Here is an 18,358-nt window from a genome sequence, read left to right on the forward strand (position 1 = left end):
GGTGATCTTTGCCTCGCTGTCCGCGTAAAAAACAAGCCGGCCGTCAATCAGTTCGGCCGCCAGCCATAGCCGCGACTGGCAGTCATTGATCAAATTATCATCCGTCCGCTCCGCTTCTGACAGACGGGGCATTTCGCTGCCGAAAGCGATGAGCCGCTCGTATCGGTCAAACCACTCATTTAACGGGGCGAATTCTTCGATTATCTGATCCTGAATGTCATCTATTCCCGCCAAAACATCCCTTTCACACAAGCATCGCTTTCGCCCTGCCGATCCCGTTTACCAGCATATCAATATCCTCAGGAGTATTATAAAGCGCGAAGCTTGCCCGGATGGTGCCGGTGATGCCGAAATGCCGCATCACGGGTTCTGCGCAGTGCATGCCGGTGCGAATGGCAATCCCCAGTTTGTCAAGCAGCACGCCCACGTCATAGTGATGGACGCCTTCGATATTAAACGACACCACGCCGCAGCGCGGCATTAGATTCCCGTAAACCGTCAGGCCCTCTATCTGACTCAATTGCCGGAGTGCATAGTCCAGAAGGTCATGCTCATAATCCGTTATGGCATCAAACCCGATGCCCTGGATATATTCGATGGCCGCCGCGACGCTCACCGCACCCGCGATATTCGGGGTGCCGGCTTCAAACTTAAGGGGCAGGTCCGCGAACGTGGTTTCATCAAACCGAACCCGGTCAATCATTCCCCCGCCGGTCTGATAGGGGGGCATGGCCTCGAGGTATTTCTCCTTGCCATAGAGAACCCCGATACCGGTTTCCGCATATATTTTATGACCGGAAAAAACCAGGAAATCGCAGTCAAGCGCCTGCACATCAATGGGCAGACGGGCGGCGGACTGGGCCGCGTCCACCAGTACCGGGATATTGGCCTGATGCGCGGTTTCCACGATTTCCCGGATGGGATTTACGATGCCGAGGGCGTTTGAGACATGTGCGCACGCGATCAGCTTGGTCCTCTCTGTGATCAACTCTGACAGCTTTTCAATTAATAAGCCGCCGTCCGGGCCCATGGGCAAAACTTTAAGCCGGGCCCCCCGGCGCAGGCAAACCACCTGCCAGGGCACAAGATTGGAATGATGCTCCATTTCGCTGATGATGATCTCATCTCCGGGATTGATAAACGCATGGGCAAACGAGTCGGCCAGAAGATTGATGGCGCCGGTGGTGCCGCTGGTAAAAATGATCTCCTCCGCGGATGCGGCATGAATAAAATGCTGAACGGCGTGCCGGGCGTTTTCATAGGCCTCGCTGGCCGCCTCGCTTAAGAAGTGAACGCCGCGGTGAATATTGCTGTTTTCCTGGGTATAAAAAGAGACGATCCGGTCCAGCACCGCTTGCGGTTTATGCGTGGTGGCGGCGTTATCCAGGTATACCAGCGGCCGGCCGTAAATTTTTTGCCCGAGGATGGGAAAATCGGACTGGATGTTTTCCGGAGCCATCATTTTTCCGGCCGGCATCTTTTTATTCATGCTAATCATGATAGACTCCCCGTTTCACGAGGATTATTCGGGTCATTGCTCCATTCGAACCACCCGCCGTCGTAAACCGCCACCTGCGGCCATCCCATCAGCCAGGCATTGAACCAGGCTTCGCTGCCCCGCCAGCCGGTGCCGCAGTAAAAAGCGAGGTGTTTATCCGGCGTGATGCCGGCGGCTTTCCAGATCGCTTCGATCTCATGGAACTCCCGCGTGGTATGGTCCAGATTCCGGTAGTTTTCCATGTGATAGGCGTCGCTTCCGCAGTCGGCAAAAACCGCCCCGGGAATCCGGCCTTTAGCGGCAATATAATTGTAGCCGCTCACTTCGCCGATATATTCGGGATAGCTGCGTACGCAGACCAGGTCGGCATCCGGGGCGGAAAGCATCTCCCTGGCCCCTGGCGTATCCACGGCAAGCTGCGGATTGGCCGGTATATCCGCCCCGAAATCCGAAACCGGCTGTTTGGCCTCATCCGCCGTGCTGACCGGAAAACCGGCATCCTGCCAGGACTGGAATCCGCCGTTTAAGACGCGAACATCCTTAACACCGGCATAGATCATGAGAAACGCCGTGCGGATGGCCCCGAGATGGCCGGCCGCGCTTCCCGGAAATTGATCGGCATTATCCGGGTGCATGAACTTGCCGTACACCACAACGGTGGTATCCGCAGTAATGCCGTGTTCCTGAAATGCCTTTTTTAACTCATCCGGGCTCCGGCGGTTCCACGTGTCCGTGTCCTCCAGTGCCCGGGTGTCCATGTCAACGGCGCCGGGGATATGCCCGCTTAAATAGGCATCCCGGTTGCGGTAATGGGCGTGCACGACCACATAGTTGTCGTTATCGTATTCTGCGGGCGTCCTGCCTGAAATCAGATCATTTCCCCATTCGGCGGAGACGAGGTGTTTATAGTTGGCCAGTTTTTCCATGGGCAGCCCGTCATTTACCGCCCATTCTTCAGGAAAATGCGGATAAAGGGAAACATTCGGATACCCCGCCCTGACAAATAATTCGGCCACCGGCCGGCTGTCCTGCAGAGAATTGCCGTAAACAATCAGCTCATCATCGGGCTTAATCTCTTTCTGCCGGACGATTTCAATCCAGTCCATGTAATCCGCCCATTTGGCCGGCAAGGATTTGGCGCCCCGGATATGGCCGCCCCTTGACGCCCCCGCAAGCTTCCAGCCGTTGTACGCCTCCACCGGCCGGACATCGATGATTTTCGCGTTGTTTCGGCTGCGGCTAACCAGTTCCTCTGTCGATATTTCCCTTAACTGCGTCATGTGACTTCCTCGCCCCGAAATGAAAATCCATATTTTAGCCCTTGACCGTCTCCACAATAAAAATATCATTTTCATCCGGGGCTTCAAACAAAGGCCCTGTCAATTCATCCCCCGGCACCGCCGGGATGCGGATATAATCGGCTTCCGCGAGACGGTGTTTTCTATTTTTTTTCTCAGGTGCGCGCCCATTTAAAAGATTTACCCATCCAGCCGAGCAGCTTCTCCGGCGCATTGGCTTTTTTCCATTCTCCGGCGGCGAATTTGTTCGCCTCGGCGAGTGTCGGATAGACGTGGATGGTACCCAGTATTTTGTTTAAGCCCAGTCCGTGTTTCATGGCCAGCACATATTCGGCGATCACATCGCCTGCATGGACGCCGACAATGGTGACGCCCAGAATTTTATCGGTCTTTTTCCGGGTTAATACCTTAATAAAGCCGCTTTCCTCGGATTCCGCAATGGCCCGGTCCAGTTCCTTTAAATCGTAGCGGGTCATTTGATATTCAATCCCCTTTTCCATGGCCTGGACCTCGTTTAACCCCACCCGGGCCACTTCCGGGTCGGTAAACGTGGTCCACGGGATGACCCGGTAATCGATCTTGAATTTTTTGAATTTGCCGAATAAGGCGTTTACGGCGGCAAACCAGGCCTGGTGGGCCGCTGTATGCGTAAACTGATAGGGCCCGGCCACATCCCCGGCACAGAATATATTGGGGATCCGGGTCCGGAGATATTCATCAACGGCAATGGTTCCGTCCGGATTGAGCGTGACACCTAACTCCTCAAGGCCAAAGCCCCCGGTATTGGCTTTCCGGCCGACGGCCACCAGGATCGCGTCGAACCCCACCCGGACCGTCTGTCCGTCGTGTTCACATAAAAGCGTTTTTTCCCCGTTTTGCACCTCAACCGCCTTTGCCTGGTGATCGGTCAGGACGGCAATGCCTTCGGATTCAAACTGCTCCCGCATGAATTCGGCAACGTTCGGATCCTCCCGGCCCATGATCTGGGCGGCCATCTCCACCTGGGTGACCTGGGAACCAAGACGGGAAAAGGTCTGCGCCATTTCGCATCCGATGGGCCCGCCGCCCAAAACCACCAAACGGGGCGGCAGTTCTGTCAGCTGCCATACCGTATCCGAAGTCAGGTAGTCGACCTGGTCAAGACCCGGAATCGGCGGAACAAACGGCCGGGCGCCGGTGGCCACCACGATGTTCCGGGTGGTGAGGGTTTTTCCGTTAACAGAGACGCGATAGGGCGTCTCGATTCTGGCTTCGCCCGTATAGCAGTCAACGCCCAGCTCTGTGTAGCGCTCCACGGAATCGTGCGGTTCTATTTTTTGAATAATGCCCTTCACCCGATCCATAATACCGGCGAATTCGTAGTCCGCATGGGCGCTCTTCAAGCCGAAATCCCGGGCCCGCCGGGTGTAGTTTATAATTTTGGCGCTTTTGATAAGGGACTTGCTCGGCACACAGCCCGTGTTCAGACAATCCCCGCCCATTTTGTGCTTTTCAATCAACGCCACTTTCGCCTTAACCGTTGCCGCGATATAGGCGGAAACCAACCCGGCCGATCCCCCGCCGATCACCACCATATTATAATCCGCGGATTTCGGCTTCCGGTATGCCGCCATAACGCGCCTCCGTTTAATGAATCCGGTAAATATTTTGGCAATCCAGGGAAACAGGCCCAGCAGCACAAAGGACAGAATCAGATCCGGGGAAAGGATACCGCCGGTGGATTCGATCTGGGCCAGCTGGGTGCCGGCATTGACATAGACAATGGTTCCCGGCAGCATGCCGATCTGGCTGACCCCGTAAAACATCCCGGCCCGAATCGGGGTCAGCGCCATGGCCAGGTTGATCACAAAAAACGGAAAAATCGGAACCAGCCGCAGGGTAAACAGATAGAACATCCCGTCTTTTTCAATGCCCTTGTTGATCGTCTTCAGCTTTTCCTTAAACCGGGCCTGGACATAGTCCTTGAATAAAAAACGGGCCGCCAGGAAGGCCAGGGTGGCGCCAATTGTGCTGGCAAAGGAAACCACGACGGTGCCCGCGAGCAGGCCGAATATGGCGCCGCCGGCCAGCGTCATCACCGCCGCACCCGGCAGCGATAAGGCGGCCATGACAATGTAGACCGCCATATATATACCAATGGTGAGCAGCATGTGGGCTTCGTAAAATTTCATCAATGCCGTCTGCTGGTCCTTTAGGGTCGCCAACGTGAAATAGCGGCCCAGGTCCAGGGTGAAAAACAGGGCGGCAAGCACCAAAATAACAAGGATAATAAGCCATCTGGTCCAGTTTCGTTTTCGGGTATGCAGATTCTCCATGGGGGAAGCGCCTATTTTTGGGTTTTTCAGGTTGATGCCGATTATCCGGATGTCCTCCGAAATATGAAACCGACTGGTTCTCGGCTCAGCCGGCAAAAAATTTATCCGCTTGAAGCAGCTTTAAAGCGTCTTCAAATAGGCAGTAATCGCATCAATCTGCTCTTCGGTCAGTTTATCCTCGAATGAGGGCATCTTTTCATAGGGATCGACGAGCTGGCTGCGCACGTTTTCAGCAGTTGCCGCACGCCCGCTTTCCGGCAGGTTTTCCCGTTCAAAAAGCCCCTTCAGGCCCGGACCGAACTTGGTTTCTTGGCTGTCGGTGAAATGACAGCCCACACAGCCTTTTGACTGAAAAAGTTTGGCGCCTTGATCCGATGGCGTTTCCGCTGTCACCCAGGACCGGAGCCCTGCCAGCACGATGATTGACACGGCAATAACACTTAAGGTACTGAGTGTCGCCTGTTTAAGCTGAACTTTTCGCATAACGGTTTTCTCCTTTAATTAGAATTAATCCAGGAATGAAAAAATCTCGATGCGGATCTGCCGGTGCGCCACGCCCATATTCAACAGCGCATTAACCACACCGGTGACCAGCGGCGGGGGCCCGCAGACGTAGAAGGTTTTGCCGGAAAGATCCGGGCCGCAGTAGCGGGTGATTTTTTCAGCATCAATATGGCCGCGCTCCCCGCTCCAATCCTCTTCCGGGGTGGACAGCACGTGCACTACTTTCAGCCGAGGTGTGCCGCCGGCCTCGATTTCCTCAATCTCCCGGCGGAATGCGATCTGTTCGGTATTCGGGTTGCCGTATAACAGCAGCACGGACCGGTTCTCCTTTTTATCGCGCATGTACCGGAGCATGCTCATCAGCGGCGTAATTCCGATACCGCCGGCCACGAATACCAGATCGGTTTCCCCGGGATGCAGGACATGGGAGAACCGGCCGAACGGCCCCTGCACCGCCGCCTTGTCGCCGGGCCGGGTATCCTTTATGGTGGCGGTAAAATCGCCCAGGGCCTTGATCGTGGAAGAGACAAAATTTTTTTCCATCGGGCTGGAAGAAATGGTCCAGTGGTGTTCTTCCACCGGAAGACCGCGGCCCCGGTAAAAGGTGATGAACTGGAACTGGCCGGGCAGATAGTCGTAGACGCGCCCGCCTTCCGGCGGCGAGAGCTTCACCGTCCAGACATTGGGGGCCTCGGATGTAACGTCAACCACCTGCCATGGCCGCTTTTTGAGGCTAATCGGCCGGATAAACCGATGCCAGACATACAAACCAAGGGCAATGATCAGCAAGGCGATCCAAAGGCCCCGCATCAGCGGATGCTGCAGATCGTCCCCGGCCACCAGGGAATGGGTGAACGCCATGACGATAAGCACCGGCGCCAGGATATCATGGATCAGGCGCCAGGCCTCGAACTGCAGCTTTAACCGGTATGAATAAAGACTGATGGCGATATTGGCCAAAAGCAGCAGCAGGCCGATCTTTCCCAGCCAAATGAACCAGGGCTGATCCAGCGAAATCAATAGATCCACGCGGCCCGAGCCGGCGGCCAGAAGCAGCGGATGCAGCACCAGAAAGGCGACGGCCGTCATTCCCATGTATTTGTGAAACCGGAGCAGAATATCCAGGCCGAACGGGCGTTCGATCCATTTAATCCGGGCGGCCAGCAGCACCTGGCCGAAAATGAGCATAAACGCCGCAAGCGCCGTATTTCGGCCCAGTTCATAGACGATCCCCTGGGTAACCCCGCCCGCGATCGTGACGATCACCATCGGAAGAATGATGATACCGATATAAAGCAGTATCCGAGATACTCCCCCAACCATAAAGACTCCTCTTCCTCTTTTACGAACTGACTCTATTCAGAGGACCACGGACTTCGAAAATCCGGGTAAAGCGTCAGCCCGCCGTCCACATAAAGGGTCTGCCCGGTGATATAGGCGGCGTCATCCGAGGCCAGAAAGGCAGCCGCAGCCCCCATTTCATCAGCTTCACCCGCCCGGCCCATGGGAATGTGGCTGAGCACCTGATCCCGCTTGTCCGGATCATCCACCCAAGCGCGGTTGATGGGCGTAATCGTGGCGCCCGGGGCCACCGCATTGACCCGGATGCCGCGGTCGGCAAACTCAAGAGCCAGGGTGCGCGTCAGGTTCTGCATCCCGCCCTTGCTCATTGAGTAGCCGAGATAACGGGGCTTGGGGATTACCTGGTGCACACTGGATATATTGATAATCACGCCGGGTTTGCCGGTATCCAAAAAATGGCGGATGGCCTCCTGTGCGCAGTAAACCGCACCCTTGAGGTTCACATCCAGAACCGCCGCGATGTTTTCCGGCTTTGCCGCATCCGAGTTTTCGGATATCTGAATGCCCGCATTGTTGATCAGCACATCAATGCCCCCCAGGCTGTCAACAGCAGTGGCAAACATGGCCGCCACCTGGTCCGGACTGGCGACATCCGCCTGGACGAGCGCGTCGCGGACGCCCTGCTGATTAACCTTGTTGACGCAGTCTTGGATCTGCTGTTCGGTTTCGGCGGCTTCTTCCGGCTGCTTGCGGTAATTAATGGCGATATTGGTCCCGTATTCCGAAAACCGGACGGCGATGGCCTGTCCGATGCCCGAGGTGCCGCCGGTAACCAGCACGTTTTTCCCTTTGAGTCCCCGCATTTTTTCCCCTCTAATACTGCTCCCCCACCCGGATCGCACATCCGATCACATCACTGTCTGTTTCAAATGCAAGTGGCGCCAGCTTTTCCGGTGATTGAAGAATGGAAAAGGCCGCGACATAGCCCGCGCAGGTCCATGTCTGGTAGCACCGGGCTTCCCGGCCCACCAGGCGGCTTTTTCTGCCGTCGTAATATTCCGGCCATTCGTCGGCTTCCAGGCGCTTTTCCGCAATTTCCAGGGCGCTCCGGCAATCCTCTGCTCTGCCGGCTTTAACCCCGGCCGCCGCCAAAAGCCACAGCAAAAAGGGCCAGGCACCGCCGTTGTGATACGACCAGGAAATGTTTTTCAAATCAGACCCGGTCACGGCCTCCCAATGGGTTCCTGTGATGGCCGGATAGCAGACTTTAACCGGCATATGTCCGATCAGGTCCGCCCACCGGGCCTGGAAAAGATTCATCACCGCATCCGCTTTTTCCGAATCCGCTAGGGATGAAATCACCGCCATGAGATTGCCCGCGGTAAAAAACCGGAAATCCATCCGGCCCGGCCCCAGGTTGCCGGCAAAATAGCCCGCCTCCGCGGGCAGCCATTCAAACAGCCAGTCCGGGATGGAATCCGGATAGATATTGAACTGATTGACCGTGTCCGCGCCGTAGCCTTCCACCGCGTAGCGGTACATGGCAGAAAGCTGGCGGAAATCCATCCAGTAATTATTGCGGATGTGATAGGTCAAATGCCCCAACCGCTCCCGGACGGCTTCCGCATAGACCTCGTTTTCCGCATCATCTGCTTCCAAAAGCTCCCGGGCCGCGCGCAAAGCCATGTAAAATAGGGCCTGAATATCCATGGGATAGCCGTATACGCCCATGCGGCGGTCGATCATGAATGAACCGTCCGGCACAAACAGGGTGGGGAACATATCAAACCGGTTGGTAAGGGCCAGTTCCAGTATCAGCCGGATGGCCCGCTGAAATTCCGGGCGGCTTGAAAGCTCCCGGTCGCCGGTCGCACTCACATAAACCCGCAGGATATAGAGCCACCAGAATCCGGAATCTACGGGCGCCACCCGGGCAATCGCCTTTTCCCCGAAATCCGGGATGAGGTGCTCTTTCCCGGACGCATCCGTGTCCACCTTGAAGCTTGCCGGCATCAAACCTTCCCCGGCCCGGAAGCAGTCCAACTGCTTTTCCCGGCTCTGCAGCTCCACCGCAATGGAGAGGAAGTTTTTCACAACATCCGCTCTGCCGTTTAAGAGAAAGGCAATGGCGGATACGGCAAAATCCCGGGTGAACACCTGGTCGTAATTCAATGCCGAAACCGCCGGATCCCTTGCCGCCACTGTGCCCACGGGTTTTCCATCATAGGCGACGACCGCATCTTCCAGTATGCGCCACGCCTTATTGAAAAGCTCCGTATCCATAAAGCTATAAGGCCCTCACCACCGCCCTTACCGGGGCGCCGTCGCTTTCTGCCAGCCGGATGGGCAGACAGATCATTTCATAGTTACCGGGCGAAACGGCGTCCATGTAAAGCCCTTCAATTACCCAGATACCGGCCCCGAGCAGCGCCCGGTGCGCTTCGGCCTCGTTTTTGCCATACCCGGCGACAGACAGGTAATCCACACCGATGGTCCGAACCCTGCTTTCGGCCAGAAAGCGGGCGGCATCTGTTTCCAGGTAAACAAAGTCGGCTGTAAACGGCTCATCCGGCCAGTTTCGGGTCGAATTACGGGTTTTAAACAAAATCCGCTCGCCTGGCAGAATATTTTCTTCTGCCAGGACTTCCTCCCGGACTAATTCCGGGTCGGTGATCTCTATAACCCGGGCCGGCCCGATCAATGCGGAAAACGGGATTTCCTCAATACTTTTTCCGTTTTCATAGAAATGCAGCGGCGCGTCCACATGGGTCCCGGAATGGGCGCTCATATTGATTTGGGTAAGATTTGCGCCGTCGCCGTTTTCCATATCCGAGACCCGTGTAATGCGCACCGGCGGATCCCCCGGCCAGGAGGCCATACCGGTGCGCAGCGGGACTGAAATGTCAATCCATTCGGACATCACGGACTACTTCGGCTCGGTCACCACGTAGTCGCCGCCGCCCATTGATTCGTGGCAGGAAATGCAGCCCGCGACCTTGCCGGCCTTCATGACGCTGCCGTCCGACCCCAGTTTCGCCCAGTGCCAGTCATCGGCATTGGGATCATACCCGGCGGCCTTGTACATGGTGGTAATGGCCATCAAGGACTTCTTGTCCTTGCCATAATTTTCCTTGACCAGTATCGCCCCGTCCGGCATGGGCTCACCGTTTTTGGCCGCCTGATAGGCCGCATCATTGGCATAGAGCTTCAAATACGCCCCGTGCGGGCTTTGTCCCGGATACATCCCTTCATAACCCGGAAAGAATTTCCAATCCGTGTAGTCATGGGTCTTTGTAATGTAGCTCCATACAGAATCCGCATCCGGAGACGGCATGCCGCCGCCGGTATGGGCGGTGTTCTGGAAGGCAAGCACCGCAAAACCGGCCATAAAAATAACAGCAAGTACAGAGATTTTCTTTTTCATGATCATACCTCCTTTAGTTTAGACTCTCTCGGGCTATCAGTTTTAGGCGGGGCTATTCCAGCGGCTCCATCTGACCCAGCACCGTGGGGACCAGTTCCGAAACCGTGGGATGAATGTGCACCGCCCGTTGAACAACCTTATAAGATACATCCGCATACATGATATCCGTTATCAAATGTATCGCCTCATCCCCGCCGACGCCTAATATGGCGGCGCCGAGGATTTTTTCCGTTTCCGCATCCACGAGTACCTTAATAAAGCCGCGAGTATCCCCTTTTGCCTGAGCGCGGTTAACCCGGGTCATCGGGCGTTTGCCGACCAGCGCTTTTCGGCCCGAATCCCGGACCTGCTGCTCGGTCATACCCACACGGCCTAAAGGCGGTTCGGTATAAAGCGCGTAAGTGGGGATTCGGTCGGTCACACGCCGGGGATCACTGTCCAGCAGGTTGGCTGATACGATTTCGCTGTCATTGTAGGCCGTATGTGTAAATGCGCCTTGGCCGTTGCAGTCGCCCAGCGCCCAGATGCCGGCCACAGATGTGCGAAGCTGGTCATCCACCACAACATAGCCCCGCTCATCAAGTTCCAGCCTGACTTTTTCGCCGCCCAGGTCATCCGTGTTGGGCCTGCGGCCGACGGCGACCAGCAGGTGCGAGCCATTCACCTCTTTTCCCCCGTTTCGACAATCAAGCTGAAGGGAAACCTCGTCTCCCTTTTTGCCGACCCCGATGCATTCGGCGTTCAACCGGACGTTCACGCCTTCCCCGGCAAGAATGTCATGCACGGCATCCGACACATCCTTATCTTCACGGCCGATCAGCCTCGGGCCTTTTTCGATCACGGTCACTTCGCTGCCGAAACGGCGAAACATCTGGGCGAATTCCAGGCCCACGTAGCTGCCGCCGATGATCACCAGGTGCGCGGGCAGCTCTTCCAGCCGCATCATGTCCGAATTGGTCAGATAATCCACTTCCGAAAGGCCCGGCAGTGGAGGGACAAAGGCCCGGGCCCCGACATTGATAAATATCTTATCCGCGCTCAGACGCTGTTCACCGACCCTTACGGTGCGGGTATCTTCAAACCGGGCGTGCCCCTTGTAAACGCTCAGGTTCGGCAGATCCGTCATCCACTGCGGAATCTGATCGTTTGTCGTACCCACGATGGCGTCTTTTCTCGCCTTGACCTGTTTCAAATCCACCCGGACATCGCCATTCACCGTCACCCCGTAATCCGCGGCGTGCCTGGCCATATGGGCGGCCTTTGCGCTGGCGATCATGGTTTTGGTGGGGATGCACCCCGTGTTCACGCAGGTGCCGTAAAAAAGGTGGCGCTCTATGATGGCGGTCCGATACCCCGCCTGTGTCAGCCGCACGGCTAGCGCAGGCCCCGCCTGACCGGTCCCGATAATGATGGCGTCAAACTGCTCCATTGCTCCCCCTCGAGCGTTTTATTGGATCGATCATCAAGGATAAATCTTTGCTGCTGTAAATATCGGTAATCCCAAACATTAAAAATGCAATGCCTATGGGAGAAAATGAATACTATTTGCAGTTATATGGCTCATCAGATGGCTCTCAAAAACAATAACGTGATTGTATACCTGAGATTAATCATCGCGCCAGAAATTACCAATATTTTAGAATCATTTTTCCAAAAAAATATATAACAAGCTAAAAAATCGATAAATAATAAATATCCATAATTGACAGGCCAAATGTTTTTCGCGTGAACAATAGTCTATTGACAATTACGTAAGCGTATGCTTAATTTTAAGATATGGAACATACAACAAACAAACATCTAAATCAAATTGGGGAAATTGCGGAAAAAGCCGGTGTTACGCCCCGGACCGTCAGGTATTACATGGAAGAAGGGTTTATTGAACCCGCGGGAAGGAGTGCCGGCGGATTCTACTTGTTTACCCCGGAGACCGCGGAAACCGTTTTCCTCGTGCAGAGACTGAAAGACGCCGGACTGGCGTTAAAGGACATTAAAGCCATTTACCGGGCCCGGCAAAACGGACAGACCGGGAGCGAGGCGTACAGAGAAGTCTTCGCCCATCTTAAAAAACAAAAGGCATTGGTTGAACAGAAAATCGCGGACTACCGGCAGCTGAAGGCGGAAATCGAGGAAGCGATGGAAATGGTGGCCCACTGCGACGGCTGCCAGCTTAAACCAACGCGCGAAAACTGTGCATCCTGTCCAGTAGTGAAAAACGCAAAAAAAATCCCGCTTCCGGTAAAGGCCATCTTATGACTCCCGGGAGCAGAATAAGGCGTTAAATCTTTTTTACCGTCGTCGGTATCAAGACGATTTTTATTCGGCTATCGAAATCTTTGGGGCTATTTCCCCAATAGCCCCAATTTCGAGCATATTTGCCAACGCATCTCCCCTCACCATTTTTTCAACTTGACGCTTTTCACACAATTCTCTATTTTTACGGATCTTGAAGATTTACGGATTTTTGGAAGATTTAACAAGCTATGTAATCAAGGGCTCATTTGAGAGCCTCGCTGAATTTAGAGAATAATGAACGCCTTTTATCGCAACTGGTTTCTTGCCAGCCGGCCGTGGTCCTTTATCATGACCGCCATCTCTATCGGGGTGGGCGGCGCGATTGCTGCCATTGACGGCCATTTTTTCTGGGGGCTTTTCGGGCTGACGCTTCTGGGCGGGGTCTTTCTGCATGCGGCCACCAACCTGATCAATGACTACTACGACGTCCGAAGCGGGGTCGATACCGTGGATGTCTCAACCGCCATATACCGGCCCCATCCCCTGGTGGAGGGAAAAATCCTGGCATCCAGCGTGCACATGGCCGCCTATATTCTCTTTTTCGCGGGCGCGGTCATCGGTTTTTGGCTGGCCGCCACCCGGGGCTGGCCGATTCTTATCATCGGCGCGGTCGGCGTTGCCGCCAGCATCGCCTACACAGCCCCGCCGATCAGCTATAAATACATCGGCCTTGGGGAGTTCTCCGTCTTTCTGATGTGGGGGCCGCTGATGGTTGAAGGCACCTATTATGTGCAGCAGCAGGCCTTTAGTTCTGAGGCGCTCTGGATCAGCATTCCCTTCGGCGTGATCGTGGCCCTGGTGCTGCTGGCCAATAACCTGCGTGATATCGCGCACGACAAAAGCCGCCATATCCGAACCATCGCTATTGTCCTGGGCGCACAAAAAGGCTTCTATCTTTATACCGGTTTGGTCTGCCTGGCCTATGCCTGCATTCTGCTGCTGATTATCGCCGGAGTGCTGTCTTTTTGGTCTTTGATTGTCTTTCTCTCCCTGCCGATTGCGGTCAAGCTACTTCGCCTTATGCGGGAAAAGATCCCTGATGATGCCGATGCCCGGACCGCGCAGCTGGATACGGCATTCGGCATACTGCTCCTTATCTCCCTGGTTCTGGAGGCCCTGATTTGAGCACATCGCCATTTAACTGGAAACCGGTCGCCGGCACCGTACTTTTGGCAGCCGGCCTCTGGTTTGTCACCTTCTACCTGGACTGGGGGGTGTTCTGGTTCAAGATTTCTGTATCCGCGCTGCTGCTGGCCGCGCTCTCCTTTCTGCTCCAGCCGAGGGGGGCGTTCCGGTTTTCGCTGAACCTTAAATCCATCGGCCTGGGGCTTTTCTCCGCCATCCTGCTCTATCTCATATTCTGGGCGGGCAAATCCGTCTCCACCATGATCTTTCCGTTTGCCGGCGATCAGATCGGCGCCATCTACGGCAAGGGTGAAGGCACGCCGGTATGGGTGATTTCTTTATTACTCTTTTTTGTGACCGGCCCATGCGAGGAGATTTACTGGCGGAATTTTCTTCAGAAAAAACTCATGCTCCGATTCGGCGGCTTAGGCGGCTGGCTTCTGGCCACCCTCCTCTATGCAGGCGTGCACATCTGGTCGTTCAACTTCATGCTGACCGGGGCGGCGGCGGTGGCCGGCGCCTTCTGGGGGGCCATGTACTGGCGGCTAAATGACATTTCGCCGGTCATTATCTCGCACGCCATCTGGAGTACGTTTATCTTCGCGGTTATGCCGATTCCTTAAGTCGAAGTCTTCCGAAGCCCGATATAGACGGTAAACACCAGCGGCAGCAGGGAGACGGCGGCACCGGCAAAAAATGAAGTGCGGACGACGGCATCCTTTACAAAAAGGGCGAAAAACGGCGGGGAGACGGTCTGGCCCAGATATATCAAAAGCGTAAACACGGAAAGCACCCCGGCCCGCAGCTCCGTTGAAACCAGCCCGGCGGCGGCCGTGTTGAGCGTCGGCATAAGCGTGCCGAAGCCAAGCCCCCAGACGCCCATGCAGAGCAGCAGCACCGAATAGCTGTCCGCAAACCCCACCAGTAAATGGCTCAGCCCGCAGCCGATAAAACCTAAAAACACTCGCCACGCTTCTGAAAGAACCCCGCTCAACCGTCCGCTCTGGGAGGCAGTTAGTGCCGAGACCCCGGCGGCCGAAGATATGGCGAGGCCAGAGTGCAGCGTGCTAAGCCCGAACTGCTGAACCACCAATATCGGCATGTACACCACAATCCCATAGAGGAGCACAAACCCTATAAAATTTGAAAAAAACAGCCATATGGCGCGGGCATTGGCCAAGGCACGCATGGCCTTCACCATATACTGCTGGGTTTTTCCGCTGCCTGCCGGCTCTTTTAACTTCCAGGCGGCAAGCAGGGATAGAAAAATGGCCATGGCATGGATATAGAAAGGCAGAAACCATGCCATAGTGGCGATGGCGCCGGAGATGAACGGCACCGTAGCATTGGTCAGCGACTGCACGGTGACCCGATAGCCCATGGCCCGGCTTCGCTCCGGCTCCTGATACATATCCCCGATGGCGGCCACCACCGTATTCATCATCCCGCCCACGCCGATGCCCTGAAGTGCCCGCCAGACAAGCACCAGCCAGAAGGATCGGGTAAATGAAATCAGCAGACCGCCCACGCCGAAAAGCATGACCGCCGGGACAATAACGTTTTTTCTGCCGAACCGGTCCGCCACCGGCCCCAGCAGCGGCGTTGCCACCATGGCACAAAAGGTGTAGGCGCTCAAGGCCAGACCAATGTTTTTGCTGGTCGCCCCCTCAAGGGCCAGCATCTCCGGCAGAATAGGCCCGACCAGGCTGCCGCCGGTGACCGCAAACATCACTACGGCCAGAAGGATCAATAGGTTCGGATCTCTTAAAATGCGCATGGATTCATCCAGCCTAACGGATCAAACACATCCGGTAGTTATCCAGTTCCCTATCGACCTGCCGGGCGCTTGGTACGTATTTTTCAAGCTCCGCCCAGAAGGCGGGGCTGTGGTTTTTAATCCGGGTATGCACCAGTTCATGCAAAATGGCGTAATCCATCAGGTGATCGGGCAGGCGCACCAGGTTGACGTTTAAATTGATGTTGTTTTGATGGGAACAGCTCCCCCAGCGAGTTTTCTGGTTCCGCACGAATGCCTTATGAAAGGAAAATCCATATTGGTCAACCAGCTCATGCAGCCTGTCGATAATCCGCCGGCGGGCTGCCTGGCGGTTTATCGGCGCGGTCCGATTCAGATAATCGGCCATTTCTTCATCAGACTGGACCCTTGAAAGGTGCTTGCAAATCCATTCCTTTTTGGATTCAGCAAAGGCTTTGGCCGCCTGAAACGACATGCCCCTGGGCACCGCCACCCGGACCCCCCTTAGCGGCCGCACGGAAATGTTCACATACTTGGCCCGCTTGCTGCGTTCAAGCAGAATTTCGCCCACGCCTTTTAAATTAACGGTTTTTGATTCCATGGCGCCCTTTTTATATAAAGGAAGGTTTTTTGGTTAAATTAAGATTAAGATTATGACGGCTGGTGGCATAAACCGATTTTTCCGAAGCTTTACTTATCCCCGGAATCGGATCAGCCCCTGCTGGGAGGTTGAGGCGACCAACGTTCCATCCCGGGCGTAGATATGGCCGTGGTTCAGGCCCAGGGCCCGGCTGGCATTCGGGCTGTACATGGCATACAGCAGCCAGTCGTCCATCCGGAAATCCCGGTGAAACCACATGGCATGATCCAGGCTGGCCACCTGCATTTTCGGATCCCAGAAGGTGCGGCCATGGGGGTATAAAGACGTGCCCACCAGCCCGAAATCCGAAGCATATGCCAGCATATAGCGATGCACGGCCATGTCATCCGGCATTTTGTGGATAGCCCGGAACCAGCTGTAGCGTTCGGGATTTTCCTTTTTCGGGGCAAAGGGATTGACCGGGTTAACCGGGCGGACTTCAATCGGTTTTTCACATAAAATGCGGTTTCGGATCGGCTCGGGGATTTTGTCCTGAACCCGCCGCGCCCGCTCCATCTCGGATTCAATGCCCTCCGGACCCGGGATATCAGGCATTTCCGCCTGATGGTTAAACCCGGTTTCCGCCACCTTGAAAGAGGCGGACATGGTAAAAATCGCCCGGCCCTTCTGAATGGCTGTTACCCGGCGGGTGGTAAAACTTCTGCCATCCCGGATGCAGTCCACGGTATAGACGATCGGCCGGGCGGGGTCCCCTGGGCGCATAAAATAGGCGTGAAGGCTGTGCCCCTGCCGGTCATCCGGCACGGTCTGAGAGGCGGCGGACATGGCCTGGCCCAGCACCTGGCCGCCGAATATATTGCCGAATCCCAGATCCTGGCTCTTGCCCCGGAAAATATTCTCCTCAATCATCTCAAGCTCTAAAAGTTCCAGCAGTTCATCGAGTACGTTACTGATCGGCGTACATGTGGTCGATTCTGTCATGAAGGCTGACTCCCGGGGACTTTGATAGGTCCCCCAATTCTGATAGTCTCGTAAAAAGTCAGTATAACGAACTTTACCGCTATATTCAAATAATGTGAAACGCCATGCTTACCCTGAAATGCGCGGCATGCAAAAAGAAGCTCTGGCGCTACGACAAAATCGGGCCGGGTGAGGTGCTGCGGTGCCACAAGTCGCGGATCGATAAAATGTACCAGCCGATTGAACTCACCGGTAAGGTCTCCTGCCAGTGCGGCAATGTGGTGGGAATTGACAAGGGCCGGTTTATCAAAATGGTGGCCAAGGCCTTCACCTATTCGGGCACCAAACGGAACGTCTGAACGGCAAGAAATGCAGGAGATATTAAAAACCGTAAACACCGTCTTAGAAACCCGTAACATGGAATCTCTGAACCCCAAACATAGGCGGGGGCGCTAAATCCGTTACGCCTATTCGACCACCGGAATGCCTCTCTGCTTGAAATCCGCCAGAATATCCGCCAGCTGGGCGGCCGTGCAGTCGTCAATCTCGTAGACATTTTTCACGCCGTCCTGGAAATACAGCACAAACCGGCCCTGGTCATCCAGGTAGGCCTGCCGGATATAATCGCCGTCCAGCCAGGGCTTAACGGCCTCCATAAAATTGTTCAAACTGCAAGTGATCATTTACACCCTCTGATTTGGTTTTTAGTCCACCGTATTAATCGGTATGGTTATCAACGGCAGGGCCAGTGAATCATTGCGGACCCGCGTCTGGATCACATCGCTTTTGGCGATGATCTGCTCCCTGTCATCCACAATATAATAGTAAAGTTCCGTGATGCCATGAAACATTTCAAGGGCGAGCAGATCAATGGAGGACAGGCCCATGCCCGGTATGGCGATCCCCGGGGTGCTCAGCCCGAATTTATCCGAGTCCGTGCCAAGAGAGGTAAAGAACACATATACCTCCATCTCGGCATCCACCGGATCCGAAACCAGCCGGCACTGATATTTGTCCATAAGTTCCAGCTCCAGCCGTTTTTTGGCATAGGCGATCGGTTCGATATCGTTTAGAAAATAACATTCCAAGTAGACCGGTTTATTCTTAAGCCGGGAAAAATCCGTCTCCGGTATCGCCGCGATCATATCGTTTACGCTGTGCGAGGTTAAGCGCTGGGCTGTGGAGCCCTGATACCGCTCGATCACCTGCCTGGTGGAGCACGCCGTCATCAGAACCAGAAAAATAATGAACAGAAGTCCAATTGCCGATCTTTTTCTCAT

Annotated in this window: 20 protein-coding genes; 4 read left to right on the plus strand and 16 right to left on the minus strand. The window is 55.1% G+C overall.

From position 1 onward, the window contains the following. The 11 genes from U5L07_07485 to U5L07_07535 all read right to left on the minus strand — a co-directional run. On the minus strand, positions 1–234 hold a 234-nt coding region (locus U5L07_07485), incomplete at its 3' end, for a SufE family protein (protein ID MDZ7831578.1). A 10-nt stretch (positions 235–244) separates the two neighbouring features. After that, a complete protein-coding gene (locus tag U5L07_07490) occupies positions 245–1,498 on the minus strand; it encodes a cysteine desulfurase (protein MDZ7831579.1) in 1,254 nt (417 codons plus the stop codon). Beyond that, positions 1,495–2,778, minus strand: coding sequence for a rhodanese-like domain-containing protein (locus U5L07_07495; GenBank protein MDZ7831580.1), 1,284 nt, complete (start codon positions 2,776–2,778; stop codon positions 1,495–1,497). The genes U5L07_07490 and U5L07_07495 overlap by 4 nt, the downstream gene beginning before the upstream one ends. Positions 2,779–2,951: 173 nt before the next feature. Continuing rightward, a complete protein-coding gene (lpdA, locus tag U5L07_07500) occupies positions 2,952–5,111 on the minus strand; it encodes a dihydrolipoyl dehydrogenase (GenBank protein MDZ7831581.1) in 2,160 nt (719 codons plus the stop codon). Positions 5,112–5,231: 120 nt separating this feature from the next. After that, entirely contained in the window at positions 5,232–5,594 is a 363-nt protein-coding gene (locus U5L07_07505; GenBank protein ID MDZ7831582.1) for a cytochrome c, read from the minus strand. Between the two features lie 24 nt (positions 5,595–5,618). Further along, complete coding sequence (locus U5L07_07510; GenBank protein ID MDZ7831583.1) at positions 5,619–6,938, minus strand: ferric reductase-like transmembrane domain-containing protein; 1,320 nt, start codon at positions 6,936–6,938, stop codon at positions 5,619–5,621. A gap of 32 nt (positions 6,939–6,970) precedes the next feature. Beyond that, a complete protein-coding gene (locus tag U5L07_07515) occupies positions 6,971–7,780 on the minus strand; it encodes a glucose 1-dehydrogenase (GenBank protein ID MDZ7831584.1) in 810 nt (269 codons plus the stop codon). Between the two features lie 10 nt (positions 7,781–7,790). Then, positions 7,791–9,200 carry a glycoside hydrolase 100 family protein gene (locus U5L07_07520; GenBank protein MDZ7831585.1) on the minus strand — a complete coding sequence of 470 codons (1,410 nt, stop codon included), beginning with the start codon at positions 9,198–9,200 and terminating at the stop codon, positions 7,791–7,793. Positions 9,201–9,204: 4 nt separating this feature from the next. Continuing rightward, a complete protein-coding gene (locus U5L07_07525; GenBank protein MDZ7831586.1) occupies positions 9,205–9,837 on the minus strand; it encodes a cyclase family protein in 633 nt (210 codons plus the stop codon). Between the two features lie 6 nt (positions 9,838–9,843). Further along, a complete protein-coding gene (locus tag U5L07_07530; GenBank protein MDZ7831587.1) occupies positions 9,844–10,341 on the minus strand; it encodes a cytochrome P460 family protein in 498 nt (165 codons plus the stop codon). Positions 10,342–10,393: 52 nt separating this feature from the next. Further along, positions 10,394–11,770 carry an FAD-containing oxidoreductase gene (locus U5L07_07535; protein ID MDZ7831588.1) on the minus strand — a complete coding sequence of 459 codons (1,377 nt, stop codon included), beginning with the start codon at positions 11,768–11,770 and terminating at the stop codon, positions 10,394–10,396. A gap of 347 nt (positions 11,771–12,117) precedes the next feature. Between U5L07_07535 and U5L07_07540 the strand changes: the two genes are divergently transcribed. The 3 genes from U5L07_07540 to U5L07_07550 all read left to right on the plus strand — a co-directional run bounded on the left by U5L07_07540 (position 12,118) and on the right by U5L07_07550 (position 14,384). Then, positions 12,118–12,597 (plus strand): MerR family transcriptional regulator, encoded by a 480-nt coding sequence (locus U5L07_07540; protein ID MDZ7831589.1) that lies wholly within the window; start codon positions 12,118–12,120, stop codon positions 12,595–12,597. Between the two features lie 273 nt (positions 12,598–12,870). Further along, positions 12,871–13,761: a 1,4-dihydroxy-2-naphthoate octaprenyltransferase gene (gene menA / locus U5L07_07545; protein ID MDZ7831590.1), complete on the plus strand. Its 891-nt coding sequence runs from the start codon at positions 12,871–12,873 to the stop codon at positions 13,759–13,761. Next, the gene (locus tag U5L07_07550) at positions 13,758–14,384 is read left to right on the plus strand and encodes a CPBP family intramembrane glutamic endopeptidase (GenBank protein MDZ7831591.1); all 627 of its coding nucleotides are present in this window, start codon (positions 13,758–13,760) and stop codon (positions 14,382–14,384) included. Before menA ends, U5L07_07550 begins: the two co-directional genes overlap by 4 nt. On the opposite strand, the gene U5L07_07555 is transcribed toward U5L07_07550, so the two are convergent. The 3 genes from U5L07_07555 to tesB all read right to left on the minus strand — a co-directional run bounded on the left by U5L07_07555 (position 14,381) and on the right by tesB (position 17,099). Continuing rightward, positions 14,381–15,538, minus strand: a complete 1,158-nt coding sequence (locus U5L07_07555; protein MDZ7831592.1) for an MFS transporter — start codon at positions 15,536–15,538, stop codon at positions 14,381–14,383. The genes U5L07_07550 and U5L07_07555 overlap by 4 nt on opposite strands. A 13-nt stretch (positions 15,539–15,551) precedes the next feature. Next, positions 15,552–16,118: a YgjP-like metallopeptidase domain-containing protein gene (locus U5L07_07560; protein ID MDZ7831593.1), complete on the minus strand. Its 567-nt coding sequence runs from the start codon at positions 16,116–16,118 to the stop codon at positions 15,552–15,554. A 93-nt stretch (positions 16,119–16,211) separates the two neighbouring features. Beyond that, positions 16,212–17,099: an acyl-CoA thioesterase II gene (gene tesB, locus U5L07_07565; GenBank protein MDZ7831594.1), complete on the minus strand. Its 888-nt coding sequence runs from the start codon at positions 17,097–17,099 to the stop codon at positions 16,212–16,214. A 104-nt stretch (positions 17,100–17,203) separates the two neighbouring features. On the opposite strand from tesB, the gene U5L07_07570 reads away from it, so the two are divergent. Beyond that, the gene (locus U5L07_07570; GenBank protein ID MDZ7831595.1) at positions 17,204–17,437 is read left to right on the plus strand and encodes a hypothetical protein; all 234 of its coding nucleotides are present in this window, start codon (positions 17,204–17,206) and stop codon (positions 17,435–17,437) included. Between the two features lie 108 nt (positions 17,438–17,545). On the opposite strand, the gene U5L07_07575 is transcribed toward U5L07_07570, so the two are convergent. Together U5L07_07575 and U5L07_07580 are read right to left on the minus strand one after the other, a co-directional pair. Beyond that, complete coding sequence (locus tag U5L07_07575; GenBank protein MDZ7831596.1) at positions 17,546–17,761, minus strand: hypothetical protein; 216 nt, start codon at positions 17,759–17,761, stop codon at positions 17,546–17,548. Between the two features lie 21 nt (positions 17,762–17,782). Continuing rightward, a complete protein-coding gene (locus U5L07_07580) occupies positions 17,783–18,358 on the minus strand; it encodes a hypothetical protein (GenBank protein ID MDZ7831597.1) in 576 nt (191 codons plus the stop codon).

The organism is Desulfobacterales bacterium (assembly GCA_034520365.1).
In the GTDB taxonomy this organism is placed as follows: Bacteria; Desulfobacterota; Desulfobacteria; order Desulfobacterales; family Desulfosalsimonadaceae; genus M55B175.